The sequence below is a fragment of the Stenotrophomonas sp. SBJS02 genome (assembly GCF_020428325.2).
Lineage (GTDB): Bacteria > Pseudomonadota > Gammaproteobacteria > Xanthomonadales > Xanthomonadaceae > Stenotrophomonas > Stenotrophomonas africana.
The window spans coordinates 1,510,836-1,534,354 of record NZ_CP109812.1; the positions used below are offsets into that span (position 1 = coordinate 1,510,836).

At 66.9% G+C, this 23,519-nt stretch carries 21 protein-coding genes and 1 pseudogene; 1 reads left to right on the forward strand and 21 read right to left on the reverse strand.

Annotated elements, in window-relative coordinates; genetic code table 11:
• Nucleotides 1-116: 116 nt before the first annotated feature.
• The 21 genes and pseudogenes from FQS62_RS07170 to FQS62_RS07270 form a co-directional block, all read right to left on the reverse strand.
• A complete protein-coding gene (locus FQS62_RS07170) occupies nt 117-779 on the reverse strand; it encodes a ribonuclease HII (protein WP_057499594.1) in 663 nt (220 codons plus the stop codon).
• Nucleotides 776-1,939: pseudogene (lpxB, locus tag FQS62_RS07175) on the reverse strand (lipid-A-disaccharide synthase); the annotation flags it as partial. The pseudogene lpxB and the gene FQS62_RS07170, both read right to left, overlap by 4 nt.
• A gap of 92 nt (nt 1,940-2,031) precedes the next feature.
• The gene (gene lpxA / locus FQS62_RS07180; protein ID WP_057499592.1) at nt 2,032-2,823 is read right to left on the reverse strand and encodes an acyl-ACP--UDP-N-acetylglucosamine O-acyltransferase; all 792 of its coding nucleotides are present in this window, start codon (nt 2,821-2,823) and stop codon (nt 2,032-2,034) included.
• A gap of 16 nt (nt 2,824-2,839) precedes the next feature.
• Nucleotides 2,840-3,298: a 3-hydroxyacyl-ACP dehydratase FabZ gene (fabZ, locus tag FQS62_RS07185; protein ID WP_049445343.1), complete on the reverse strand. Its 459-nt coding sequence runs from the start codon at nt 3,296-3,298 to the stop codon at nt 2,840-2,842.
• Entirely contained in the window at nt 3,295-4,317 is a 1,023-nt protein-coding gene (gene lpxD / locus FQS62_RS07190) for a UDP-3-O-(3-hydroxymyristoyl)glucosamine N-acyltransferase (protein WP_208043963.1), read from the reverse strand. The genes fabZ and lpxD overlap by 4 nt, the downstream gene beginning before the upstream one ends.
• Nucleotides 4,318-4,685: 368 nt before the next feature.
• Complete coding sequence (gene bamA / locus FQS62_RS07195; RefSeq protein ID WP_049445340.1) at nt 4,686-7,049, reverse strand: outer membrane protein assembly factor BamA; 2,364 nt, start codon at nt 7,047-7,049, stop codon at nt 4,686-4,688.
• Between the two features lie 74 nt (nt 7,050-7,123).
• The gene (gene rseP / locus FQS62_RS07200) at nt 7,124-8,482 is read right to left on the reverse strand and encodes an RIP metalloprotease RseP (RefSeq protein ID WP_049445337.1); all 1,359 of its coding nucleotides are present in this window, start codon (nt 8,480-8,482) and stop codon (nt 7,124-7,126) included.
• A 55-nt stretch (nt 8,483-8,537) separates the two neighbouring features.
• Complete coding sequence (locus tag FQS62_RS07205; RefSeq protein WP_208042883.1) at nt 8,538-9,728, reverse strand: 1-deoxy-D-xylulose-5-phosphate reductoisomerase; 1,191 nt, start codon at nt 9,726-9,728, stop codon at nt 8,538-8,540.
• A gap of 2 nt (nt 9,729-9,730) precedes the next feature.
• A complete protein-coding gene (locus FQS62_RS07210; RefSeq protein WP_049445331.1) occupies nt 9,731-10,567 on the reverse strand; it encodes a phosphatidate cytidylyltransferase in 837 nt (278 codons plus the stop codon).
• Nucleotides 10,564-11,331: a polyprenyl diphosphate synthase gene (uppS, locus tag FQS62_RS07215; RefSeq protein ID WP_049445328.1), complete on the reverse strand. Its 768-nt coding sequence runs from the start codon at nt 11,329-11,331 to the stop codon at nt 10,564-10,566. The genes FQS62_RS07210 and uppS overlap by 4 nt, the downstream gene beginning before the upstream one ends.
• A 5-nt stretch (nt 11,332-11,336) precedes the next feature.
• On the reverse strand, nt 11,337-11,891 hold the full coding sequence (frr, locus tag FQS62_RS07220; RefSeq protein WP_032127942.1) for a ribosome recycling factor: 555 nt from the start codon (nt 11,889-11,891) through the stop codon (nt 11,337-11,339).
• A 96-nt stretch (nt 11,892-11,987) separates the two neighbouring features.
• Nucleotides 11,988-12,716, reverse strand: a complete 729-nt coding sequence (gene pyrH / locus FQS62_RS07225) for a UMP kinase (protein ID WP_010486325.1) — start codon at nt 12,714-12,716, stop codon at nt 11,988-11,990.
• Between the two features lie 121 nt (nt 12,717-12,837).
• Complete coding sequence (locus tag FQS62_RS07230; protein ID WP_049445325.1) at nt 12,838-14,376, reverse strand: GGDEF domain-containing protein; 1,539 nt, start codon at nt 14,374-14,376, stop codon at nt 12,838-12,840.
• A gap of 259 nt (nt 14,377-14,635) precedes the next feature.
• On the reverse strand, nt 14,636-15,511 hold the full coding sequence (gene tsf, locus FQS62_RS07235; protein WP_049436477.1) for a translation elongation factor Ts: 876 nt from the start codon (nt 15,509-15,511) through the stop codon (nt 14,636-14,638).
• A gap of 126 nt (nt 15,512-15,637) precedes the next feature.
• Complete coding sequence (gene rpsB / locus FQS62_RS07240) at nt 15,638-16,444, reverse strand: 30S ribosomal protein S2 (protein WP_005408748.1); 807 nt, start codon at nt 16,442-16,444, stop codon at nt 15,638-15,640.
• A gap of 219 nt (nt 16,445-16,663) precedes the next feature.
• Nucleotides 16,664-17,362, reverse strand: a complete 699-nt coding sequence (locus FQS62_RS07245) for a fimbrial biogenesis chaperone (protein ID WP_208042882.1) — start codon at nt 17,360-17,362, stop codon at nt 16,664-16,666.
• On the reverse strand, nt 17,362-17,580 hold the full coding sequence (locus FQS62_RS07250) for a hypothetical protein (protein WP_049447772.1): 219 nt from the start codon (nt 17,578-17,580) through the stop codon (nt 17,362-17,364). The genes FQS62_RS07245 and FQS62_RS07250 overlap by 1 nt, the downstream gene beginning before the upstream one ends.
• A gap of 225 nt (nt 17,581-17,805) precedes the next feature.
• On the reverse strand, nt 17,806-18,840 hold the full coding sequence (locus FQS62_RS07255) for a Csu type fimbrial protein (RefSeq protein WP_208042881.1): 1,035 nt from the start codon (nt 18,838-18,840) through the stop codon (nt 17,806-17,808).
• Nucleotides 18,837-21,215 carry a fimbria/pilus outer membrane usher protein gene (locus FQS62_RS07260; RefSeq protein WP_208042880.1) on the reverse strand — a complete coding sequence of 793 codons (2,379 nt, stop codon included), beginning with the start codon at nt 21,213-21,215 and terminating at the stop codon, nt 18,837-18,839. The genes FQS62_RS07255 and FQS62_RS07260 overlap by 4 nt, the downstream gene beginning before the upstream one ends.
• 7 nt (nt 21,216-21,222) lie before the next feature.
• Entirely contained in the window at nt 21,223-21,972 is a 750-nt protein-coding gene (locus FQS62_RS07265) for a fimbrial biogenesis chaperone (protein ID WP_107379337.1), read from the reverse strand.
• On the reverse strand, nt 21,972-22,502 hold the full coding sequence (locus FQS62_RS07270; protein WP_049447776.1) for a Csu type fimbrial protein: 531 nt from the start codon (nt 22,500-22,502) through the stop codon (nt 21,972-21,974). The genes FQS62_RS07265 and FQS62_RS07270 overlap by 1 nt, the downstream gene beginning before the upstream one ends.
• A 173-nt stretch (nt 22,503-22,675) precedes the next feature.
• Here FQS62_RS07270 and map point away from each other — a divergent pair, with 173 nt between their 5' ends.
• Nucleotides 22,676-23,518 (forward strand): type I methionyl aminopeptidase, encoded by an 843-nt coding sequence (map, locus tag FQS62_RS07275; protein WP_014036515.1) that lies wholly within the window; start codon nt 22,676-22,678, stop codon nt 23,516-23,518.
• The last annotated feature ends 1 nt before the right edge of the window (nt 23,519 follow it).

Genomic DNA, 23,519 nt, shown 5'->3' on the forward strand with positions numbered 1-23,519 from the left:
GGGCACGGCGTGGCGCCGGATTCAGGCGTGCGGGAGGCCGCCTTCTGTAGACCCGAGCCCATGCTCGGCTGCTGTGGACAGCCGAGCATGGGCTCGGCTCTACAACTCCAGCAGGCTCAGGCGATGGCTGCCACAACCTGTGGCACTTCCAGGCACTCGCGTACCGGGGCGAAGCTGCGCCGGTGCTCCATGCAGGGCCCGTGCTCGCGCAGGGCGGCCAGGTGGGCCGGGGTGCCATAGCCCTTGTGCTGTTCGAAACCGTACTGCGGGTGGCGGGCATGCACGTCCTGCATGTAACGGTCGCGCGAGACCTTGGCCAGGATCGAGGCGGCCATGATCGCGCGATCGATGCCATCGCCGCCGACCAGCGCCTGTGCCGGCAGTACCAGGCCCTTGGGCACCACGTTGCCATCGATGCGGGCGAAGCCGGCCACGTGGGCCACCGCAGCAACAACATCGCGCATGCCCTGCAGGGTGGCCTGGTAGATGTTCAGGCGGTCGATGGTGTCCACGTCCACCAGCACCACGTGCCAGGCCAGGGCACGTTCGATGATGCGGTCATGCAGCTGCTCGCGGCGGGCCGCGGTGAGCTGCTTGGAATCGTCCAGGCCATTGATGCGCGGCCGGGATGGATCGAACACCACGGCGGCCACCGCCACCGGCCCGGCCAGCGGACCCCGGCCGGCTTCGTCGACGCCGGCGACCAGGCGTTCTGGCTCGACCACGGCTGCGCCGTCGAACAGGGCAAGGCTGGCCGCTGCGGCGTGGCGGCGGCTCATGCCTGGGCCTGGTTGCGCATCAGCAGCTCGCCGACGGCATCGGCGGCGCGGGCCGAGGCGTTGCGACGCAGGCGCTCATGCAGGCGCGCGTAGGTGTCCTGCAGGTCGGTTACCCGTTGTGGGTGGTCGAACCACTGCTGGATGGCCGCAGCCAGCTTGTCCGGCGTGCAGTCGTGCTGCATCAGTTCCGGTGCCAGGTCCTGGCCGGCCAGGATGTTGGGCAGGGCGAAGCGGTCGACCTTGATCAGGCCGAATGCCTTGACCAGACGGTAGGTCAGTTCATTGACACGGTAGCCGACCACCATCGGTCGCTTCACCAGCATTGCCTCCAGCGTCGCGGTACCGGACGCCAGCACCACCACGTCGGCGGCGATCATCGCGTTGCGTGCCTGGCCGTCGAGCACATGCGAGTACGCAACCGGCAATGCAGAGCGCGACAGCTGCTCTTCGATCAGGCGCTTGCAGGCGGGGTTGGCGGCAGGCACCACCACGTGCAGGCCCGGGATGCGTTCGGAGACCTGCCAGGCCGCCTCGAAGAACGGTTCACCGAGGCGCGAGATTTCGCCCAGGCGGCTGCCGGGCAACACCGCCAGCACCTTGGCCGAGGTCGGTAGACCGAGCGCGGCGCGCGCTTCCTCGCGGTTGCCCTGCAGCGGGATGTCATCGGCCATCGGATGGCCGACGAAGCGCGCGTCGATGCCGTGCTTGGCATAGATCGGCGGTTCCATCGGGAACAGGCACAGCACCAGGTCGGCGCTGCTGCCGATCTTCTCGGCGCGCTTCTCGCGCCAGGCCCAGACCGAGGGGCTGACGTAATGCACGGTGCGTACGCCGCGCTGCTTCAGCCAACGCTCGATGCCCAGGTTGAAGTCGGGCGCGTCGATGCCGATGAACACATCCGGCTGCCAGTCCAGCGCACGCTGCCGGAACGCCGAGCGCAGCTTGAGCAGGCGCGGCAGGTGGCGCAGTACTTCGGTCAGGCCCATCACCGCCAGCTCGCTGGCATCGTGCCAGGTCTGGCAGCCGGCGCTGCGCATGGCATCGCCACCGATGCCGGCGAACTCGGCATTCGGAAAACGCGCTTTCAGTTCGCGTACCAGGCCCGCACCGAGCAGATCGCCGGAGGCTTCGCCCGCCACCAGCGCTATGCGCAACGGACGCTCGCTGAGCACCCGCTGCGCGGGGACGCTGCCGGCCATCGAGGCCAGCGGAATCACGGCGGCGCCGGCCGGCGCCTGGCCGGTCATGCTGCTCATCGCAGCAAGGGCCTCTCGGCGTGCTCGATGAAGTCCAGCATCGCCTTCACGTCATCGCTGTCACGCGCCTGTTCTGTCAGCTGCACCTTGGCTTCGGCCAGCGGCAGGCCCGCCACGTACAGCGTCCGATAGGCACGCTTGATGGCGGAGATACGCTCGGCGTCGAAGCCGCGGCGCTTCAGGCCTTCGCTGTTGATGCCGCGCGGGCGGCCCAGCGAATCGGTGCCGACCATGGTGAAGGGCGGCACGTCGCCATTGGTCAGTGCACCCATGCCGAGGAAGGCGTGGGCACCGATGCGACAGAACTGGTGGGCGCCGGCGAAGCCGCTGATGATCACGTAGTCGCCTACGGTCACGTGGCCGGCCAGCGTGGTGTTGTTGGAGAACACACAGAAGTTGCCGACGTGGCAGTCGTGCGCCACATGTGTGTAGGCCAGCATCCAGTTGTCGTTGCCGATGGTGGTGATGCCGCCGCCGCCGCCGGTGCCGCGGTTCAGCGTGACGAACTCGCGGAACACGTTGCGGTCGCCGATCACCAGTTCGGTGCGCTCGCCGCCGAACTTCTTGTCCTGCGGTTCGCCACCGATCGCGGCATGGCCGATGAAGCGGTTGTCGCGGCCGATCCGGGTCGGGCCGTGGATGCTGCAGTGGGGGCCAACCACCGTGCCGGCACCGATTTCCACATCGGCCCCGATCAGGGTGAAGGCGCCCACCTGCACGTCATCGGCCAGGCGCGCGGCCGGGTCGATGACGGCGGTCGGGTGGATCCGCGGTGCGTTGTCAGTCATTCCTGCCTCCAGTGGATCAGCCCTTGGCACCGGCGCACATGACTTCGGCCGAGGCAACGACTTCACCGTTGACCTTGGCTTCGCCGTAGTACCAGCCCATGTTGCGGATCAGACGCTTCATCTGCACATCGAGCATCAGCACGTCGCCGGGCACGACCTGCTTGTTGAAGCGGGCGTTTTCCACCTTGACCATGTAGAACAGCTTGGACTGCGCATCGCGGCCAAGCGTGAGCTGGGTCATCACGCCACCGGCCTGGGCCAGCGCTTCGATGATCAGCACGCCGGGCATGATCGGGCGGCCGGGGAAGTGGCCCTGGAAAAACGGCTCGTTGATGCTGACGTTCTTCTGCGCCAGGATGCGCTTGGCCTCGATGTCGAGTTCAAGCACCCGGTCCACCAGCAGGAACGGGTAACGGTGCGGGAGCAGTTCCTGGATCTCGCAGACGTCGATAGGAAGCTGCAGCGTGTCGTTCATTCTTTCTCCTTGCCAGCGGCCAGGACGCGGCGAGCCAATGCGTCCAGCTGCTTGAAGCGCGCGGCGTTCTTGCGCCACGTGCGGTTATCGGTCAACGGGGTGCCGGACGAGTACTCGCCCGGCTCATGGATGGAGTTGCGGACCACCGACTTGCCGGTGATCACGACCTTGTCGCAGATCTCAAGGTGGCCGACCACGCCGACGTGGCCGCCGAGCAGGCAGTAGCGGCCGATCTTGGCGCTGCCGGCGATGCCGGTGCAGCCGGCGATGGCCGAGTGCGCGCCGATCTGCACGTTGTGTGCGATCTGCACCAGGTTGTCCAGGCGCACGTCCTCGTCCAGCACGGTGTCTTCCAGCGCGCCGCGGTCGACACAGGTGTTTGCGCCGATCTCACAGTCGTCGCCGATGCGGACGCCGCCGAGCTGCGGCACCTTGATCCACTTGCCGGCGTCCATTGCCAGGCCGAAGCCATCGGCGCCGAGCACGGCACCGGGGTGCACGCGGACGCGTTTGCCGAGCTTGACCCGGGTGACCAGGGTGACCCGCGCGATCAGCTCGCAGCCGTTGTCCAGGCTGCAGTCTTCGCCGATCACGCTGCCGGTGCCGATGATGCAGTTCTCGCCGACCACGCTGCGTGCGCCGACGGAGACGAACGGGCCGATATGCGCGCTGGCGGCAACCTGGGCGCTGGAATCGATGACGGCGCTGGGGTGGATGCCCGGCGACCGCGTCGGCGCGATGTCGAACAGCGCGGCGATCTTGGCGAAGGTGGTGTAGGGGTCCTTGGCCACGAGCGCGGTGCCGGGGGCGGCCTCTGCGTCGTCGGCACGCAGGACCACCAGCGAGGCGTGGCTGTCGGCCAGCTGGGCGCGGTAGCGTGGATTGGCGAGGAAGGTCAGCTGGCCAGGACCGGCATGGGCGAGGGTGGCCACGCCATGGATGGCGGTGGCGGGGTCGCCATGGACCTGCAGGCCGAACTGCTCGGCGAGTTGCTGGGCGGTGTAGGTGGGAGTATTCACGGCGGGAGTTTAACGTGAGACGCCATTTCGGTCATGCGGGGGCAGGGCTTGGCGCCTGCCTGGTACGAGCGGGAGGCGGCGGGTGGCCCTGGCCAGGACACGCAAAAGCCCCTCCATGGTGCTCGATGGCGCCATCCATGGCGCCAACGGTCCTGTCCAGGGCCGCCCGCCGCCTCTGGACAATTTCCCGCGAGCGCGGCCAAAAGCCCGTGCCGTGCAGTGTCATCTGCAAAACGAAAACGCCGGGCAATGCCCGGCGCTTCGCACCCCGTCTGGTGGAGACCCCCCCTTTGTTAAGGGGGGCGCGCCAGCGGCGCGGGGGATAGGAGGGATGCGCGTGCAGTTCTGATGAACCGCAGGGCGGTTCGTCAGAACTGCCCACCGAACGTGAATTGCAGACGCTCGACCTTGTCATCGTCTTCCTTCTTGAGCGGGAAGGCGTAGCTGATCGAGATCGGGCCGACCGGGGCGCGCCACAGCAGGGCCACACCGGTAGACACGCGCAGTTCGTTGGCCTTGAAGTTCTTGGTGCCGTTGTACACGTTGCCGAAGTCGACGAAGGCCGACACGCGTGCCGACGGGCTGTCGAACAGGCGCGGGAAGTAGGCTTCGACCGAACCGACGGTCTTCAGCGAACCACCCAGCGGCTGGCCTTCCGGATAGCCGTTGGTGACTTCACGCGGGCCGAGGGTGTTGTCCTCGAAACCGCGCACCGAATTGGTACCACCCGCATAGAAGTTCTCGTAGAACGGCAGGCCCGATGCGGTGACCGGACGCAGGTTGCCGTCCTTGTCAGGCACCATCGCGGTCTTGTCCTTGCCGTAGCTGTCGCCGTAACCGACTTCAGCGCGGGTGTTGATGACCAGCGACGGCATGATCGGCCAGTACTTGCTGATCTGGTAATTCAGCTTGTAGTACTCGATGGTCGAGCCCGGCAGCGTCGTCTCCAGGCCAACGCGCTGGTAGGTACCGCGGGTCGGCATGAAGTAGTCGTTGCGCGAGTCGCGTGCCCAGCCCAGCTCCGTGCGCCACGCGTGGAAGGTCTTGCTGCCCAGCACGTTGATGTAGTCGATGATCGACTGCGGGGTGGAGCCCGGGTAGGTGGTGATCTGATTGCTGTCGATGCCGAACATCAGCGAGACAGTATCGGTCTCGGTGATCGGTACGCCGAACACCACCTGCGCCGAACCATTGGTGCTGTTGTACTGCGCGGTGTTGAAGTCGGAGTAGTCCAGTTCGCGCCAGGACAGGTTGTAGCCCAGCGACACGCCGTCATCGGTGAAGTACGGATTGGTGTAGCTGAAACCATAGCGCTGCAGGTAGCTGCTGCGCGAGGCTTCGACCGACACACGGTTGCCGCCGCCGAGGAAGTTGTTCTGCGACAGCTGTACCGACGTGGTCATGCCATAGGACTGCGAATAGCCCAGGCCGAACACGAAGCTGCCGGAGGTGGTTTCCTTGACGTTGTAGACGACGTCGACCTGGTCGTTGCTGCCGCTGACGGCCGGAGTCTCGACGTCAACGGACTCGAAGTAGCCCAGGCGCTGCAGGCGGATCTTGGAACGGTCGATCGCGGCCTGCGAGTACCAGCTGTTCTCGAACTGGCGCATTTCGCGACGCATCACTTCGTCGGAGGTGCGCGTGTTGCCACGGAACAGAATGCGACGCACCGACACGCGCGGGCCGGGGACGACCTGCATGTTGATCGCCACGGTCTGGTCGGGGCGGTTGGTGGTCGGGATCGGGTTCACCTTGGCGAACGCGTAGCCGATGTTGGACAGCGAATTGGTGATGGTGTCCGAGCTGAACTCCAGCAGCGCACGCGAGAACGTGTCGCCCGGCTTCTGGATCACCATGCGCTCGACGTCCTCCTGCGGGAGGATGGTGTCGCCGCTGACCTTGATCTCGGAAATCTTGTACTGCGCACCCTCGGTCACGCCGGCGGTGAGGAACATGTCGCGCTTGTCGGGGCTGATCGAGACCTGGGTGGAATCGATGCTGAAGTCGACATAGCCGCGGTCCAGGTACCAGGAGTTGAGCTTTTCCAGGTCGCCGGACAGCTTTTCCTTGGAGTACTGGTCGTCACGGCGGTACCACGACGCCCAGTTGTGCTCCTTGGACTCCCAGGTCTCCAGGATGTCCTTGCTCTCGAACTTCTCGGTGCCGACCAGGTTGACGTGGCGGATCTTGGCCGCCTTGCCTTCCTTGATCGCGATCGCGATGTCCACGCGGTTGCGGTCCAGCGGGCTCACGGTCGGGGTGATCTCGACGGTGTACTTGCCGCGGTCGTTGTACTGGCGGCGAAGCTCCTGGGTCACGCGGTCCAGGCTCAGGCGGTCGAAGGTGCCGCCTTCGGTCAGGCCGATGTCGGACAGGCCCTTGAGCAGCTGCTCGGACTTGATGTCCTTGTTGCCGGTGACGGTCAGCTTGTTGATTGCCGGGCGTTCCTTGACGGTCACCACCAGGATGCTGCCCTGGCGGTCCAGCTGCACGTCTTCGAAGAAGCCGGTCTTGTACAGGGCGCGGATGGTCTCGCCGACCTTGTTGTCGGTGATGGTCTCGCCACGTTCCACCGGCAGGTAGGTGAACACCGTGCCCGAGCTGATGCGCTGCAGGCCATCCACGCGGATGTCGCTGACAGTGAAGGGCTCGGCTGCCTGGGCCAGGGCGGGAGCGCCGGTGACGGCGGCGAGGGCGAGGGCCAGCAGGCGGCGATTGGGGAGTCGCGTCATGTCACGTCCGGTAGGAAGGTCGATTTCATTGGTGCGGGATGCCGACGCTGTAGACGGCAACAACGTGGAAAAGTTCATCGCGGGACCAGGCCGAGGATGTCGTTGTAGAACGCCAACCCCATCAGCCCGGCCAGCAACGCCAGGCCGATGTATTGGCCGGCGGCGATGGCACGCTCGCTCAGCGGGCTGCCCTTGACCAACTCGATAAGGTAATACAGCAGGTGGCCGCCGTCCAAGATCGGGATCGGCAACAGGTTGATGATGCACAGGCTGAGTGACAGCAGGGCAAGGAACTGCAGGAACCAATCGAGGCCTCGCTTGGCCGAAACATTGGCCACGCGGGCGATGGTGACCGGCCCGGAAACGTTCTGCAGCGAGGCCTTGCCGGTGACGATGCGGCCCATCATGCCCAGCGAATCTGCGGCCAGGCGGCCGGTTTCGCGTACGGCCACGGTCACCGCATCGAGCGGCCCGTAGCGCAGCAGGGTGTCGTAGGCGGGGCTGTAGCTGGTGGGGAATCCGACGCCGATCTGCCAGACCGGGTTGCCCTTGCCATCCTTGCCCTGACGGGGGGTCACTTCCAGCGCCAGGCGTTCACCGCCGCGCAGAACCTCGATCATCCCCGGGCCACCGGCACGGCCGAGGGCCTGGATCTCGCCGATCACCTGGTCGACGCTGTCGATGCGCTGGCCATCGATGGCCACGATCAGGTCGCCCGGCTGCAGTTGCCCGCTGACGACCGAATCCGGGGTCAGCGACTCGACCAGGGCCGGCTGCAGCCACGACTGCCAGTACAGACCCGCCAGGATCGGCACGCGACGTTCATCGAAGCCGGCCGGCAGCTGCGACAGCGACAGGGTGCGAACCCGTACCTGGTCGGCGCGGTCGAGCACTTCCAGCTTCACATCGCGGCGGTCCATCGCGGCAGCGGTCAGCGCCATGCTGGCTTCACCGAGGGTGGCCACCTGGCGCTCATCCACGCGCAGTACGCGGTCGCCACTGGCCAGGCCGGCGCTGGCGGCGATGCCATCGGCACGGCCGATGGTCGGCGAATAGTCCTGCTTGCCGATCACGAACATCGCCCACAGCAGCAGGATGCACAGCAGCAGATTGGCGATCGGTCCGGCGGCGACGATGGCGATGCGCTGCCAGACGGTCTTGTGGTTGAAGGCCTGGCCGCGCTCGTGCGGATGGACTTCGACCTCGCGCTCGTCGAGGAATTTCACGTAGCCACCCAGCGGGATGGCGGCGATCGCGAACTCGGTGCCGTGCCGGTCCCGGCGCGACCACAGCGGGCGGCCGAAGCCAACCGAGAAGCGCAGGATCTTGACCCCGCACAGGCGACCGACCCAGTAGTGACCGAATTCGTGGAACGTGACCAGCAGCCCGAGGCTGACGATCATCCACCAGACCGATCCGATGAAGTCAGTCATGCAGGCTCACAGTGGCGGGCAGGGGCGGCGTCGTCATGCTGGGCGAGGCGGTCGTTCAGGCGGCGGCGATGGCGTTCAGGGTCAGCTGGCGGGCCCGCTGGTCGGCGGACAACAGGACCTCCAGTGTATCGGCTGCTTGCGTCGGCAGTGTTGAAAGAGCGTTAGCAACCAGCTCCGGGATCGTCAGGAAACCGATCCGGCCCTGAAGAAACGCTGAAACGGCCTCTTCATTGGCAGCGTTCAGCACCGCCGGCGCGGTGCCACCTGCCTGCATCGCCTGCCAGGCCAGGGCCAGGCAGGGGAAGGCGTCGGTGTCGGGCGCCTCGAAATCCAGCCGGCCCTGGGCCAGCAGATCCAGCCCGGCCACGCCCGATTCGATGCGCTGCGGCCAACCGAGGCCGACCGCCAGGGTGGTGCGCATGTCCGGAAGGCCCATCTGCGCCAGGGTGGAACCGTCAACGAACTCGACCAGTGAATGCACCAGGCTCTGCGGGTGCACCAGCACCTCGATGCGCTCGCCCGGCACCGCAAACAGGTGATGAGCCTCGATCACTTCAAGGCCCTTGTTCATCAACGTCGCCGAATCAACCGAGATCTTCGGGCCCATCGACCATTTCGGATGGGCCACGGCCTGCGCCGGTGTCACCTGGGCCAGCTCGGCCCGGCTGCGGCCGCGGAACGGGCCACCCGAGGCGGTCAGCAGGATCCGGCGCACACCAGCGCCGTCAATGCTGGCGTCGCGCGAGCGCAGGCACTGGAAGATCGCGCTGTGTTCGCTGTCGATCGGGATGATTTCGGCGCCGGCACCTTCGGCAGTGCGGGTCAGCAGCTCGCCGGCCAGCACCAGCGATTCCTTGTTGGCCAGCAGGATGCGCTTGCCGGCGGCCGCGGCCGCCAGGGTCGAAGACAGCCCGGCGGCGCCGACGATGGCGGCGACGACGGTGTCACAGGCATCGCTGGCGGCCAGCTGGTCCAGCGCGGCATGGCCGGCATGGGCCTCGGTCGCCAGGCCGGCATCGCGCAGGCCGTCACGCAGTTCGCCGAACAGCGATTCGTCGGCAATCACCGCGTGAGCTGGCCTGTGCTGGCGGCACAGTGCCAGCAGCGCCTGCACCTGGCGGCCGGCGGCGAGCACCGTGGCCTGGTAGCGCTGCGGGTGGCGGGCGATCACGTCCAGCGTGGAGGCACCGATTGAACCGGTGGCGCCGAATACGGCGACCCGGCGCAGGTCTGCGACAGCATTCATGGTCAGAACCCGAAGATTTCCTTGCCGAGTGCGAACACCGGCACTGCGGCCAGGACGCCGTCGACACGGTCGAGCACGCCGCCATGGCCCGGAATCAGGTGACCCGAGTCCTTGGCACCGGCGTGACGCTTGATCAGGCTTTCGAACAGATCACCCAGGACCGAGGCAAATACCGCCACCACCGAGGTGATCAGCAGGCCCGGCAGGTGGCCCGCATCGATGCCCGCCAGCCAGCCCAGGCCAAGGGCCACGGCGACACCGGCCAGCAGGCCGCCGAACAGGCCTTCCCAGGTCTTGTTGGGGCTGATGCGCGGGGCGAGCTTGTGCTTGCCGAAGTGACGACCGGCGAAATAGGCGCCCGAATCGGCCGCCCAGACCAGTGCCAGCGCCGCCAGCAGCCACAGGTGGCCCTGCTTGCCCGGCGGATCGCCGCCGGCGTGGATCAGCACCAGCGCGGCCCAGGCCGGAACGATGGCCAGGGTGCCGGCCAGCATCTTCACGATGCGCGAGGGGGCCGACGGTTGCGCGCCGAAGTTGAAGAAACGCAGCCAGACCAGCGCCGCCAACCACCAGGCAACACCGGCCAACGTGGTGATCTGGAACAGCACCAGCGTGCTGCCATCGGCCCACACCAGCAGCACCATCAGCAGCAGGTTCAGCACCAGCAGCACGGTGCGCGCCAGCGTGTCTTCGATGCCGGCCAGCTTCAGCCACTCCCACAGGCCGATCAGCAGCACGGCGGCGGCGGCGGCTGCCAGCCATTGCGTCGGCAACAGCAGGATCGCGGCAATGGCGACCGGCGCCATGATCAGCGCGGCGAGGACTCGGATCTTGGTCATGGGCTGGAGGTCTCGGTGGCCAGTGCGGCGATCTGGGCGCTGGTCAGACCGAAACGACGTTCGCGGCCGCCATAGGCGTCCAGTGCCTGCTGCAGCAGCGCGGCATCGAAGTCCGGCCACAGGGCCTCGGTGAACCACAGCTCGGTGTACGCCAGCTGCCACAGCAGGAAGTTGCTGATGCGGGTATCGCCACCGGTGCGGATGAACAGGTCCGGTGGCGGCAGGTCAGCCAGGGCAACCTGGCGGCCCAGCAGTGATTCGTCGATCTGTTCGGGCAGCAGGCGGCCGGCAGCGACTTCAGCTGCCAGGGCGCGCGCGGCGCGGGCGATGTCCTGGCGGCCACCGTAGCTGGCGGCAATCGACAGGGTCAGGGTGGTGTTGTCGGCGGTGCGCTGTTCGGCCAGCTGCATGCGGCTGACCAGACCGGCGCCGAAGCGCTCGCGTTCGCCGATGAAGCGCACGCGCACGCCACGCCGATGCAACTCGTCCACTTCGCGGTCGAGCGCGCCGAGGAACAGCTTCATCAACGCATCGACTTCTTCCTGCGGCCGGCCCCAGTTTTCGCTGGAGAATGCGAACAGGGTCAGTGCCGGAATGCCCAGTTCAAGGCAGCGCTCGATGGTGCGGTTGACCGCACGCGCGCCGGCCCGGTGGCCGATCACGCGCGGACGACGGCGCTGCTGTGCCCAGCGCCCATTGCCATCCATGATAATGGCAATGTGGCGGGGCAGGGCGGCCGGCAACGGAGGCGGGACTGAAGGCATCGACTTCAGACCGACAGCAGTTCTTTTTCCTTGTCGGCAACGACCTTGTCGACGTCCTTGATGTTGGTGTCGGTCAACTTCTGGATGTCGTCTTCACCGCGCTTCTTCTCGTCTTCGCTGATCGCCTTGTCCTTGACCAGCTTGGCGATTTCCTTGTTCGCGTCCTGACGGATGTTGCGGATCGCGATCTTGGCGCCTTCGCCTTCCTTCTGCACCTGCTTGGCCAGCTCCTTGCGGCGCTCTTCGGTCGGCGGCGGCATGTTGATGCGGATCGCGGTGCCCAGGGTGTTCGGAGTGAACTCGGCGTTGTAGAGACCCTTTTCGATCTCCTTGATCATGCTCTTGTCGAACGGCGTCACCAGCAGCGAGTGGGCGTCGGCGTTGGAGATCGAGGCGACCTGGTTCAGCGGGGTGCTGGCGTTGCCATAGGCGCTGACCGTGACGCGGTCCAGCAGGGCCGGGGTGGCGCGGCCGGTGCGGATCGAGGTGAGGGTGTGCTTCAGAGCGTCGATGCTCTTGGCCATGCGCGTCTGCGCGTTGTTCTTGATGTCGTTGAGCATCGCCCGGTCCTGGGTGTAACTGGAATCGGGCGATTATAGGCGAATACGGGACGCTGCCGGGCCTGAATCGGCCCGGAGCTCGCCTGGCACTCAGGCTCAGGCCGGGTCGCGGCCCTGGACCAGGGTGCCGATGTTCTCGCCGCTGAGGATCTTCAGCAGCTCGCCCGGCTGGCCCATGTCGAACACGCGCATCGGCAGATCGCTGTCGCGGGCCAGTGCGAAGGCGGCGGTATCCATCACCTCCAGGCCACGGCGGATCACTTCGTCGTAGCTCAGGCTGTCGAAGCGGACCGCGTCGCTGTGCTTGTTCGGGTCCTTGTCGTACACGCCGTCAACCTTGGTGGCCTTCAGCAGCAGGTCGGCGCCGATCTCGATCGCGCGCAGGGCAGCACCGGAGTCGGTGGTGAAGAACGGGCTGCCGACGCCGGCGGCGAAAATCACCAGGCGGCCCTTTTCCAGGTGGCGGATGGCGCGGCGGCGGATGTAGTCCTCGCACACGTCGTTGATCTTGATCGCGCTCATCACGCGGGCCTTGGCACCCAGCTTTTCCAGGGCATCCTGCATGGCCAGGGCGTTGATGACCGTGGCCAGCATGCCCATCTGGTCGCCGGTGACCCGGTCCATGCCGCCCGCGGCCAGGCCGGCGCCGCGGAAGATGTTGCCGCCGCCGATCACCAGCGCGACTTCGGCGCCTGCCTGCTGGGCTTCGATGACCTCACGGGCCAGGCGGTTGATGATCTTCGGGTCGATGCCGTAGTCCTCATCTCCCATCAGCGCCTCCCCGGACAGTTTCAGAAGGATGCGGCGATAGGCGAGCTTGGACATGGGGACCTCGGGTGCGTGGAAATCGCGGGCGATTCTACGCGCATGCGGCGTCGGGCCAAAGTGTTTTGTGCACTGCGGCGCAAAATCCTGGCGTTCGCCCCGGTCATGCGGGGCTTCCGGTTCAGCCCAGCTCGGCGCTGGCGGTGGCCGAAAGCTCGTCGTGGCCCAGGGCGCCGGGGGAGCGGGCGATCACCCGGTTGCGGCCCAGGTTCTTCGAGCGGTACAGCACATCGTCGGCCGCACGCAGCAGGTCCTGCACGTCGGCGAAGCGCTCGTAGCCGCCCTGGGTGGCTACGCCGGCGGAGAAGGTGACGAACAGCGGGCCGCCCTCCAGCTCGGCCATCGGCGTGGCGACGATGTTGGCCAATACCCGGCGGATCACGTCCAGCGCCACCGATTCGCTGGTGTTGGGCAGCAGTGCGACGAACTCCTCACCACCGAAGCGGGCCACAGTGTCACTGTTGCGCAGCTGGCCCTGCAGCTTGCCGGCAAAAGCGCGCAGCACTTCGTCGCCGGTCAGATGGCCGTGGGCATCGTTGATCTTCTTGAAGTCGTCCAGGTCGATGAAGGCCACCGACAGCGGCCAGCCCTGGCGCCCGGCGCGCAGGAACTCCTGCTCCAGCACCGCCTCCAGCTGGCGGCGGTTGAGCACGCCGGTCAGAGCGTCGCGGTGGGCCTGGTCGGCCAGGCGCTTGGCCCGCGCCTCGAATTCGTCGGCGCGGCGGCGCGCCTGGTCGGCATCCTGCAACTCGCGCAGGTTGCGCAGGGTGGCCAGCTCCTGCGCGTGGTCGATCAGTTCGCGCACCCGCAATGGCGAGTTCAGGCCGGCCTCGAACAGGCTGGCGATGTCCGGCAGGGCCTCGCTGATGCGGGTCAGCACCTGGTCGAATCGGGCGCTGTCCAGTTCCAGGCGGTCGTGCACCTGGTGCAGGGCGCGCTCGCGGGCGGCATCGGCGTCGTCGTCCAGCCAGATGTCGGCGACCGCGCCGGACAGCTGCACGCAGGCCTGGAACGGCGACTCGGCAGCGTCCTCGTCCTCGCTGTGGCTGATGCTTTCCACCAGATAGCGCGGCAGGCCCCACTGCTCGGCCACCCAGGCGCCGACATCGGCATGGCTGCAGCCCAGTTCCTCGCGCTCGCGGGCGACCAGATCCGTGTTGTCGCGGGCTTCGCGCAGCAGCGGCAGGTAGCGCTCCGACTCGGCCTGGGCCAGGCACAGCACGCCGAGGTCCTGCAGCAGCCCGGCCAGCATCAGTTCCTCCAGCCGGCGCAGGCCGCGGGCCTGGCCCAGCTGGCTGGCGGCCAGGGCGCTGAGGATGCTGCGTTTCCACGCGCGCTGGCGCAGGTCGTGGTCGGCACCGGCACCGCCGGTCAGGCCCTGGGTAACGGTGAAGCCCAGAGCAAGGCTGATCGTGGCATTCAGGCCCAGCATGGTCAGCGCCTGGCCGAGGTTCTCGATGCGGCGACGGCTGGCGTACAGCGGTGAATTGGCGATGCGCAGCATGCGAGCGCTCAGCGCCATGTCGATGGCGATGATGTCGGCGGCGGTGGCGATGTCCGCTTCCGGGTCCTGTGCCAGTTCGATGATGCGCAGGGCAATACCGGGTGGCGAAGGCAGGTTGCGGCAGAGCGCCAGGGCAGCTGTCAGCTCGGGAGGCATGTCGGGTCGTTCAATTCCATTGGGACAAGAATACCTAGGAATGCATCACAGTCCGCGATTTTCGTTCCTGCTATGTGACTGTGGATTCCCTGCGCCTGAGTATCGGCTTGAATCGCGCACAACGCAAAGGTGCCGGTGTGCGCACCAACGGTGCGTACCCACCGGTCGGGCATGGGTTCATCCCTTGGGCCATGCAAAAAAAAAAGAGCCGCGGTTTCCCGCGGCTCCTTATGGTCGCTTCACGGCCGGAAGGCTGGAATCAGACCTGCATCGCCTTGGCAACTTCGGCGGCGTAGTCTTCCACCACCTTCTCGATGCCTTCGCCGACGATCAGCAGCTTGAAGCCAGCCACGTCGGCGCCTGCGGCCTTGACCACCTGCTCGACGGTGGTATCGCCCAGCACGTAGGTCTGGCCGTACAGGGTCACGTCGCTGACGATCTTGTTGATCTTGCCGCTGATGATCTTTTCCAGGATCTCGGCCGGCTTGGCCTTGTCCTTTTCGGACATCTTGGCCAGCTCGATTTCCTTTTCCTTCTCGACGAAGTCGGCCGGAACGTCCGAAGCCTTGTTGTGCGGCGGCTTCAGGGCAGCCACGTGCATGGCCAGACCACGGGCCAGCTCGACGTCGCCGCCGACCAGGTCGACCAGCACGCCAACCTTGCCGTTGGTGTGGACGTAGGCGCCGACGGTGTTGTTGCCATCAACCTTCACCATGCGACGGATCTGGATGTTCTCACCCAGGGTCTGCACGGCGGTCGCGCGGGCTTCTTCAACGGTGCGGCCATCGGCCAGCTTGGCAGCCTTCACGGCTTCGACGTCGGTGGCGCCCGATGCCAGGGCGGCAGCGGCAACGGCATTGACGAAGGACTTGAAATTGTCATCGTTGGCGACGAAGTCGGTTTCCGAGTTGACTTCGACCAGCACGGCCTTGCCGCCATCCTGGGCCAGGCCCAGACGGCCTTCGGCGGCCACGCGGTCAGCCTTCTTGTCGGCCTTGGCAGCGCCGGACTTGCGCATGGCTTCAGCAGCAGCGTCGATGTCGCCGTTGGCTTCGGTAAGCGCCTTCTTGCATTCCATCATGCCGGCGCCGGTGCGCTCGCGCAGTTCCTTGACCAGGGAAGCAGTGATTTCCACGGGATTACCTCACGAAAGAAAGGGGTTGGGCCGGCATGGTGGCCGGCCCGTGTGACACGGTCCTGTCACGCGCCAAAGGCTGCGTGCAGGGAGGGTGGACGCCGGGCGTCCACCCCGGGGCCTGGATCAGGCCTGGGCGTCGTCGCCCTTCTTGGCAGCCTTCTTGGCCGGAGCGCGGCGGGCCGGCTTCTCTTCGCCTTCAGCAGCGGCTTCAGCGAACTCTTCCTCACGCACCGAAGCGGCGTGCGGAGCAGCAGCCTTGCCTTCCAGCACGGCGTCGGCAGCAGCGCGGGCGTACAGCTGCACAGCGCGGATGGCGTCGTCGTTGCCCGGGATGGCGTAGTCCACCAGTTCCGGGTTGTAGTTGGTGTCGACCACGGCGATGACCGGGATGCCCAGCTTCTTGGCTTCCTTGATCGCGATGTCTTCGTGGCCGATGTCGATCACGAAGATGGCGTCGGGCAGACGGTTCATGTCCTTGATGCCGCCCAGCGAGGCTTCCAGCTTGTCGCGCTCGCGACGCAGGCCCAGCACTTCGTGCTTGACCAGCTTCTCGAAGGTGCCGTCGGTTTCACCGGCTTCCAGTTCCTTCAGGCGGGCAACCGACTGCTTGACGGTACGGAAGTTGGTCAGGGTGCCGCCCAGCCAACGCTGGTTCATGAACGGCATGCCGCAACGCTCGGCTTCTTCCTTGATGGTTTCGCGGGCGCTGCGCTTGGTGCCCAGGAACAGGACGGTGCCGCGCTTCTGGGCAACCGACGAGATGAAGTTCATCGCGTCGTTGAACAGCGGGACGGTCTTTTCCAGGTTGATGATGTGGATCTTGCCGCGGGCGCCGAAGATGTACGGAGCCATCTTCGGGTTCCAGTAGCGGGTCTGGTGGCCGAAGTGGACGCCGGCTTCCAGCATCTGACGCATGGTGACCTGGGGCATTGCAATACTCCTGATATGGAACCAGCGATTCCGCCCGCGGGATAGGTATGCGGGACGCGTGGAAGCGCGATCGGTTCCGGGGTTGGGCTTCCCTGTTGCCTCCGTGGCCGAACTCCTTGCGGAGCACCCCGGCACGGATGGGGGCAGCAGGTGTGGATTCACCGGTGACGTCCGGTGTGGACGGGTTCCCGCGCACGCAGGCAGCAGGGATCCGGTCGATTATAGCCCGCTGGGAGCGCTCGCTGCAATGGCCGGGTCCGGTGCGGTCAGATCGACCACGCGGCCGTCCTGCAGCCGGGCCTGGAAATGGCCGCCGGCGTAGCCATCAGCGCGGGCGGGCAGGGCCCAGCGGCGCTCATGGCCGGCCAGCAGATACCCGGCCAGACCCGGCAGCAGCAGGGTGCGCTGGCCGTCGCTGGTGATGTAGGCGAGATCGTTCAGGCGGGCGTGCAGGTTACCGGTATTGCTCAATCGCAACGATGGATGCGACGGATGGGGCTCGATTCCGGCATGCAGTCGTGGCTGTGCCAGTGGCCCGGAATTCCCCCGGAACAGTGGCAGCGAGTAGCGCGCCAGGCCGGGGGCGCCGGGGGCGAGCACGACCCGGTAAGCCCGTTCGGTGGCAACGGGGGCAGGCTGGCGCGGCAGCAACCAGATGCGCTGTCGGATGCCGGGCGGGATGTCGAGCCGGGTGGGGCTGGCCAGGATCTGGTCGCTGGGCCGCAGCGTCTCCGCGTCGGCCTGCTGTTCCCAGGCCAGGATCCGTACTTCTCCCTGCCAGTGGCCGGGGCCGGGGTTGTACAGCCACAGCTCGCCATGCCCCCCTTCGGTGGGCAGCTGCAGTGTGGTCGGCAACAGGTCCAATGCCGCGGCAGGCAACGCCAGCAGCATCGCCAGCAGGGTCAGAAGTGCACGCATCAGTAGATGACGGTCACGGCGGACGTCGTGTCTTCGTTGTCAACGGGAGGCGCGAGCTCGCGGACCTGGGGCGGAAGTTGCGGTGTGTCGCTGCGCTGGTGGGGTGCGGGGCAGTGGTTGCTGCCGGCATCACCGCTGCAGCCCTCGACCACAATCAGCCGGATCTGCAGGGCATTGCTGCTGGGATCGGCCCACGCGGGCGTACTGGCGACCAGCATCGCCCCGATCAGAAATGCGCGAACCACCTGCCATCCACCGTGCTGTAGGACCCGTTGCGCGGTATCGGCTGGATCGGCCGAATCTGTAGAGTCGACTGTCAGTCGACTGCGCCTGGCGCAGGAGTGATGCCAGCATCCAGCCATGGCGTGGGTCCACCAGGAGACGGCCAGCATCCACCTGCCAGGAGGCGCTTGGTGGGTGCCGACCGTTGGTCGGCATGATGGTCAATAGGTGATGGTCACCTGCACCAGATCGTTGTAGGTGCCGGCCGGGGGCTGGCCGGTGACCGGCGGCACCCGGCCATAGATGGTCAGCTGCTGTGCGCTGCCACTTCCGGTGCCGCCAACGGTATCGACGTTGAGGGTATCGCCCCAACGCAGGCTGCGCGCGGCATTGCGGTACAGCTCGTAGGTGAGGTAGTAGGTGCTGCCGCCGATGGTGGTGGCCATGCGCCGCGTGCTGGTGGCGGAGGGGTTGTTCTGGCCGTTGTTGAGGCTGACCTGGTAGGCCGTGTTTTTCAGGCAGGTCAGGGTCAAGGTGGCGGTCCGGTCGATGTTGGCGGGAATGCCGCCGGTGACGTTGCCGAAGTCCATGTTGGTGGTGACGTAGCTGCCGCACTGCGGCAGCACGTTGGCGGTGGCGGTGAAGCTGAAGGCATTGCTGATGCTGTTGGTGCCGGTGGCGCCGCCGTTGCAGTTGGCGGGCACCGTGGCATTGCCGAGCAGGACCTCGTTCCAGGCCCAGGTCAGCACCACGTTGGCGCCGTTGAAGGCGCTGCTGTAGGCGCCTGACGCCAGGATCTGATTGGCGGGGATCTGCGCGGACAGCTGCGTGGTCTGCGTGCCGCTGCCACCCGTCACGGGCACGTTGTAGGTCAAGGTCAACTCCTGCGCCGGCGGCGAGCCGCGCGGGGTCAACCCCGTCACCTGGCTGAAGTTGGAGGTGTTGTAGAGCTGGAAGTTCATGCTGTCGCTGGTGCTGGTCTTCATCGTCCGCCAGCTGGAGCTGCTGCCGCCGCCGCTGCCGGCGCCGATGCCCACGCAGACCCGCACGCCGGTAGTGGCCAGCACGCTCAGCGCGGCAGTGGTGCAGGTCACCGTGATGTTGAGCGTGCCGGTGGTCGCACCGGGGGCATTGCTGTTGACGTTGCCGAACGGCAGCGTCGGATCCGCGATGGCGGCGCACACCGCGACGGCGCGGGCCGGTGCTGCCGCCAGAAGGCCTGGGACCAGCAGCAGGCCGAGCAGCAACGTCCTCATGGCGCTACCTCCGGGATGCACGCCAGCGGTGCCGGCTTCGGTCGCGCGCCGGCTGCCACAACCTTCGGCAGGTCGGGCATCTTCACCCGGCACTGGCCACGACTGGTGGTGATGTACAGCACGCTGCCGGCAGCGACGTCCTCCAGGTACAGCAGGCCGTCATAGCCGACAGTGGCCCGGCGGCCATCGGGCAGCTGCACCTCGCTGCCGACTTCCAGTGGTTTTCCGTCCATGTCCTGCAGCGTCAGGCTCAACGATGGACGCGAGCGCAGCTGGAACGTCAATCGCGTGCCGGCACGCTGGCGCGGCGTCACCCAGTCCTCGATGCGATCGGCACGCATGTCCTCGGGCAGATCCAGCGTGTCGATCGAGACCCGGTTGCGCTGCCAGGACAGCAGCGGACTGACCAGCAGCAGGCCGCGATCATCGGTGACGCCGATCAGGCGGTTCTCCAGCCGCACCGGCACGCCGCCGACGCCGTTGGTGCTGATCACCGCGAACGCGTCCGAGACCTCGCGGGTGGCGAACGCGTGCCCGCCCATCCAGACCAGGCTGCCACTGGCGCTGCCGTAGGCATAGTTGAGCCCGCCCTGGCGCGAGGCGCCGACCGAGTAGCGGCCGATGTCATTGAGAATGCCGACCTCGGCCAGGCCACCATTGCCGTCCTCGCCATGGCGTACCTGTGCACGCCAGCCGACACCGCCAGCGCTGCCGTCACCGGGCACCGGCTGGGTGACGTCGGCCACCCAGCTCTGGCTGTCGCCGTTGCGCTGGCTGGACAGACTGGCCTGGCGGTTGTTGCCCAGGCTGGCGGTCAGTGACAGATAGATGCTGCGGTCGTTGCTCTGGTCCAGGTTCTGGTTCACCGACAGGTAGGCCGACCAGCGCTGGCTCCAGCTGCGCGACCAGAACAGGTTGGCGTAGCGGTTGTCCTCGCCATCCGGATAGCGCAGGCGCAGGTAGCTGGCGCTGAGCGTGCCCAGCCGCAGCAGATCCAGCCCGACCGTGGCCTGTTCGCTGACGCTCGGCGGCAGGTTGCCCTGCAGCGCACCGAGGTCACGGTAGTCGCCGTGGCTGCGCACGCTGCGCAGGTTGAAGTTGAGACGGCGGTTGTTCCAGCTGTAGCCCAGTGCCCACTGCCCGCCCTGCAGGCCGTGGTAATTGCTGTGTGCATAGGCCGCGTTGAACACGCCGGCACCGCCCAGCAGCCACCAGCCGCCGATCCCGGCTTGGGCCAGGCCGCCGCCGCCTTCGGCATGGGCTTCGCCGGTGAAGGTATCGCTGATGCCGCCGCGCCAGCTGGCGTTGGCCACGGTACGGTCGTCGTAGGCGAAGGAGCGCTGGCCGAAGTCCTCGCGCAGGTGGCCGACGCCGACCGACCAGTCCGACAGCCCCTTGGCCAGCAGCTGCTGGGTGCCGTAGAAGCTGAAGTCCAGCGTCTGCATGCGGCCGAACGCATCGGTGACCACCACCTGGGCGCTGCCGGTGCCGCTGATGCCGGGCTGCGCGGCCAGCTGGAACGGTCCGACCGGCACCTGGCCGCTGTACTGGCGCAGGCCATCGACGTACAGCTCGACCGTGGACGGCACCACCGCCTGGCCGAGGAAGCTGGGCGTGGGGGTCAGGACGCGATAGGGCTGCAGCCCGTAGTTGCGGCCGATCTGCAGGCCGCCCAGACGCACCGGGCGGGTCCAGTCGACGAAGCCACTGTAGAAATCGCCCACCTCCAGGGTCATCGCCTGGTCGGGGAAATCCAGGCGCCAGCGCGTATCCAGTCGCACGCTTTCGCCGCGCCAGCGACGGTCGCCGGGCTGCTGGTAGCGACGGCTGATCGCGGTGTTCTCGAAGGTGCCGTCGCCGATGCCGAACAGGCGCAGCTCCGAGCTCAGGCTGAGGTTGCCGAGCGTGTCCACCCGGCTGCCGTAGAGGTCGTAGTTGAGCAGCACGCCGGGCGAGGCGCTGCCGGCGGGTGCGCGCGTCTGCGGGCGGCTGAGCACGGTGGTCGGCAGGGTCAGCTGGTCCAGTGGCACGTCCAGCGCCAGGGTCTGCAGGTGCGCGTCGTAGCGCACCACCGCGCCGCTGATCTGGTCCAGGTAGACCGGTGCATCGCCACTGGCGTTGAAGCCGAGCTGGCGGAGGACCTCGGGGCTGGCCTGCAGGCGGCCGCGGTTCTCGATGAGGGGAAGCAGCCCGCGTGGGGTGCTGTTGAGCGACACGTCCAGGTACAGCGTCTGGCTGGCGGTCAGCGGGGTGGGGGGCGGCAGGATCGCATCGGCGGAGATGCCGGATACGTCGGCGGCCCCGGTGGCCGTTGCGCCGGACACATCGGCGGCTTCGGTCGCCGCAGGAGCCAGGGCAGCAAGCAGCGCGCCCATCAACGCCTCAGCGAGCCGATGGGGGCGACAGTGGCGTCTGTTCCGACTCGCCATTGAGCTTGGCCGTGATCTGGTCGTTGTCGCGGTCGATCGCCATGCGCTCGATCGGCCAGCGCATCACCTGCCCGGGCAGCACGTAGCCCAGCAGGCCGGGATGCACGATGCGCGGACGCGTGGCGCTGCCGAGTGCGAGATCGGCAATCTGTGCATAGCTGTTGCCCGAATTGGCCACCTCGACGCCGTTGCGGCCATCATCCAGCGTCACCAGGCGCGCCTGCAGCTGCGGGGCGAGTTTGCCGGACGCGGGTTGTACGAACACCGGAATCGAGTAGCGCAGGACGAACTGCATGCCCTCGGCACGGGTGGCCAGGTCCGGCACCTCGTCCACGATCAGACGGTAATGCTGTTGCGCGACCGGTGGCTCGCGGGTCGGACGCATCACCCGCACCAGCTGCTGCTGGCCGGCCGCCAGCTCCTGCATCGGCGGGGAGGCCATCAGTTCGTCGGTGGGCAGCAGCTGCTCCTGGCCGCCCTGCTGCACCCAGCGGAAGACCCGCACCTGCAGCTTCACCGGCGAGGTGCCGCTGTTGGTCAGCCACAGCTCGCCGGCACGCTGGCGGGCTTCCAGCTGCAGGCTGGTGGGGGCGACCTGCAGGCTGGTGGCACCTGCCGTAGCGGCCGCCAGCAGGCACAGGGCGAGCAGCGCCACGCCGGTGGCGCGCCACGGGCGGGGTCCGGCCATGCGGGCGTGCTCCATCAATAGGTGATCGTGGCGGTGACCGTATCCAGGTAGTTGCCGGTGGCCGGGTTGTTGGTACTCAGGTTCAGGATCTGGCCGTAGACGATGTACGGCACGGCCAGGCCGGTGCCGATGCCCGCCTGGGTGTTGGTGCCGGTTGTGGCGCCCCAGACCAGGGTATGCGCGGCATCCTGGTAGAGCTGGTAGCCGACATAGTTGTTGGCAGTCACCGCAGCATTGGTGTTCTTCATCCGCCGGGTGGTGACGTCATTGGCGGTACCGGCATTGGCGCCCGCATTCAGCGCAATCGTGTAGGGGGTCAGTGCCGAGCACTGCGCGGTCACCGTACCCTGGCCGAGGGTTGGCGTGGCGGTGGTCGAGGCCGCCGTGCCGAAATCGACGTTCGTGGCCGCTGCCGCGGTGATGGTGCAGGCCTTGGTGACCACCAGGGTGACGTTGAATGTGGTGGTGTCTGCGGCCAGGGCCGGGCTGGACAGGAGGATCCCGGCCAAGGTCCAGGCAAGCGGGGAACGAAGCGGGAATCGCATGGACAACCTCCCTGACCCGAAGGTCCGTTGAACAAGGCGAAGACGGCACGCTCGGCGCCGCTTTGATGACTGCAAGGCCAGCTTAGGAGGCGCAAGTGTCTGTATTCCGTGATAAATAGGCAGTCGAAAGAGCGGATGCCATCACGCTTTCACTTTCCTTGCCGGAACTGTGCATGGCCCGGATCGCCAGTTGGGTGGCGTTCGTTCAGATTGCGGCCGGATCGGCGATAATGGGGGCCATGAGCGTGAATCTGAAAACCCCGCAGGAAATCGAGATGATGCGAATCGCCGGCCGCCTGGCCAGCGAAGTGCTCGACATCGTCACCCCACACGTCAAGCCCGGTGTCACCACCGAGGAACTGGACCGCATCTGCCACGACCACATCGTGAACGTGCAGGGCGCCATTCCGGCCAACGTCGGCTACCGCGGCTTCCCGAAGACCGTGTGCACCTCGGTCAACAACGTCATCTGCCATGGCATCCCCAGCGAAGGGAAGGTGCTCAAGGATGGCGACATCATCAACATCGACGTCACCGTCATCAAGGATGGCTGGCACGGCGACACCAGCCGCATGTACTTCGTCGGCACCCCGTCGGTGATGGCGCGCCGCCTGGTGGAAACCACCTACGAAGCCATGTGGCGTGGCATCCGTGCGGTGCGTCCGGGCGCCACTCTGGGCGACATCGGCCATGCCATCCAGAGCTACGCCGAAGGCGAGCGTTTCAGCGTGGTGCGCGAGTACTGCGGCCATGGCATCGGCAAGGTCTACCACGATGAGCCGCAGGTGGTGCATTACGGCCGCCCGGGCCAGGGCCTGGTGCTGCAGCCGGGCATGACCTTCACCATCGAACCGATGATCAACGAGGGCACCCGTTACAACAAGGTGCTGCCGGATGGCTGGACCGTGGTGACCAAGGACCGCAAGCTGTCGGCACAGTGGGAGCACATGATCGCGGTCACCGAGACCGGCGTGGACGTGCTGACCCTGTCGCCGGGCGAGTCGCAGGTCTCCTGAA

Coding starts and splice junctions, on each gene's coding strand:
- rseP (WP_049445337.1), bottom strand. CDS start 8,482: ATGACTGACTTCATCGGATCGGTCTGGTGGATGATCGTCAGCCTCGGG.
- FQS62_RS07210 (WP_049445331.1), bottom strand. CDS start 10,567: ATGACCAAGATCCGAGTCCTCGCCGCGCTGATCATGGCGCCGGTCGCC.
- FQS62_RS07260 (WP_208042880.1), bottom strand. CDS start 21,215: ATGGGCGCGCTGCTTGCTGCCCTGGCTCCTGCGGCGACCGAAGCCGCC.
- frr (WP_032127942.1), bottom strand. CDS start 11,891: ATGCTCAACGACATCAAGAACAACGCGCAGACGCGCATGGCCAAGAGC.
- FQS62_RS07270 (WP_049447776.1), bottom strand. CDS start 22,502: ATGCGATTCCCGCTTCGTTCCCCGCTTGCCTGGACCTTGGCCGGGATC.
- FQS62_RS07250 (WP_049447772.1), bottom strand. CDS start 17,580: ATGCTGGTCGCCAGTACGCCCGCGTGGGCCGATCCCAGCAGCAATGCC.
- uppS (WP_049445328.1), bottom strand. CDS start 11,331: ATGCCTTCAGTCCCGCCTCCGTTGCCGGCCGCCCTGCCCCGCCACATT.
- lpxA (WP_057499592.1), bottom strand. CDS start 2,823: ATGACTGACAACGCACCGCGGATCCACCCGACCGCCGTCATCGACCCG.
- FQS62_RS07245 (WP_208042882.1), bottom strand. CDS start 17,362: ATGCGTGCACTTCTGACCCTGCTGGCGATGCTGCTGGCGTTGCCTGCC.
- FQS62_RS07230 (WP_049445325.1), bottom strand. CDS start 14,376: ATGCCTCCCGAGCTGACAGCTGCCCTGGCGCTCTGCCGCAACCTGCCT.
- fabZ (WP_049445343.1), bottom strand. CDS start 3,298: ATGAACGACACGCTGCAGCTTCCTATCGACGTCTGCGAGATCCAGGAA.
- FQS62_RS07205 (WP_208042883.1), bottom strand. CDS start 9,728: ATGAATGCTGTCGCAGACCTGCGCCGGGTCGCCGTATTCGGCGCCACC.
- FQS62_RS07265 (WP_107379337.1), bottom strand. CDS start 21,972: ATGGAGCACGCCCGCATGGCCGGACCCCGCCCGTGGCGCGCCACCGGC.
- pyrH (WP_010486325.1), bottom strand. CDS start 12,716: ATGTCCAAGCTCGCCTATCGCCGCATCCTTCTGAAACTGTCCGGGGAG.
- map (WP_014036515.1), top strand. CDS start 22,676: ATGGCCCGGATCGCCAGTTGGGTGGCGTTCGTTCAGATTGCGGCCGGA.
- FQS62_RS07255 (WP_208042881.1), bottom strand. CDS start 18,840: ATGAGGACGTTGCTGCTCGGCCTGCTGCTGGTCCCAGGCCTTCTGGCG.
- FQS62_RS07170 (WP_057499594.1), bottom strand. CDS start 779: ATGAGCCGCCGCCACGCCGCAGCGGCCAGCCTTGCCCTGTTCGACGGC.
- rpsB (WP_005408748.1), bottom strand. CDS start 16,444: ATGCCCCAGGTCACCATGCGTCAGATGCTGGAAGCCGGCGTCCACTTC.
- bamA (WP_049445340.1), bottom strand. CDS start 7,049: ATGACGCGACTCCCCAATCGCCGCCTGCTGGCCCTCGCCCTCGCCGCC.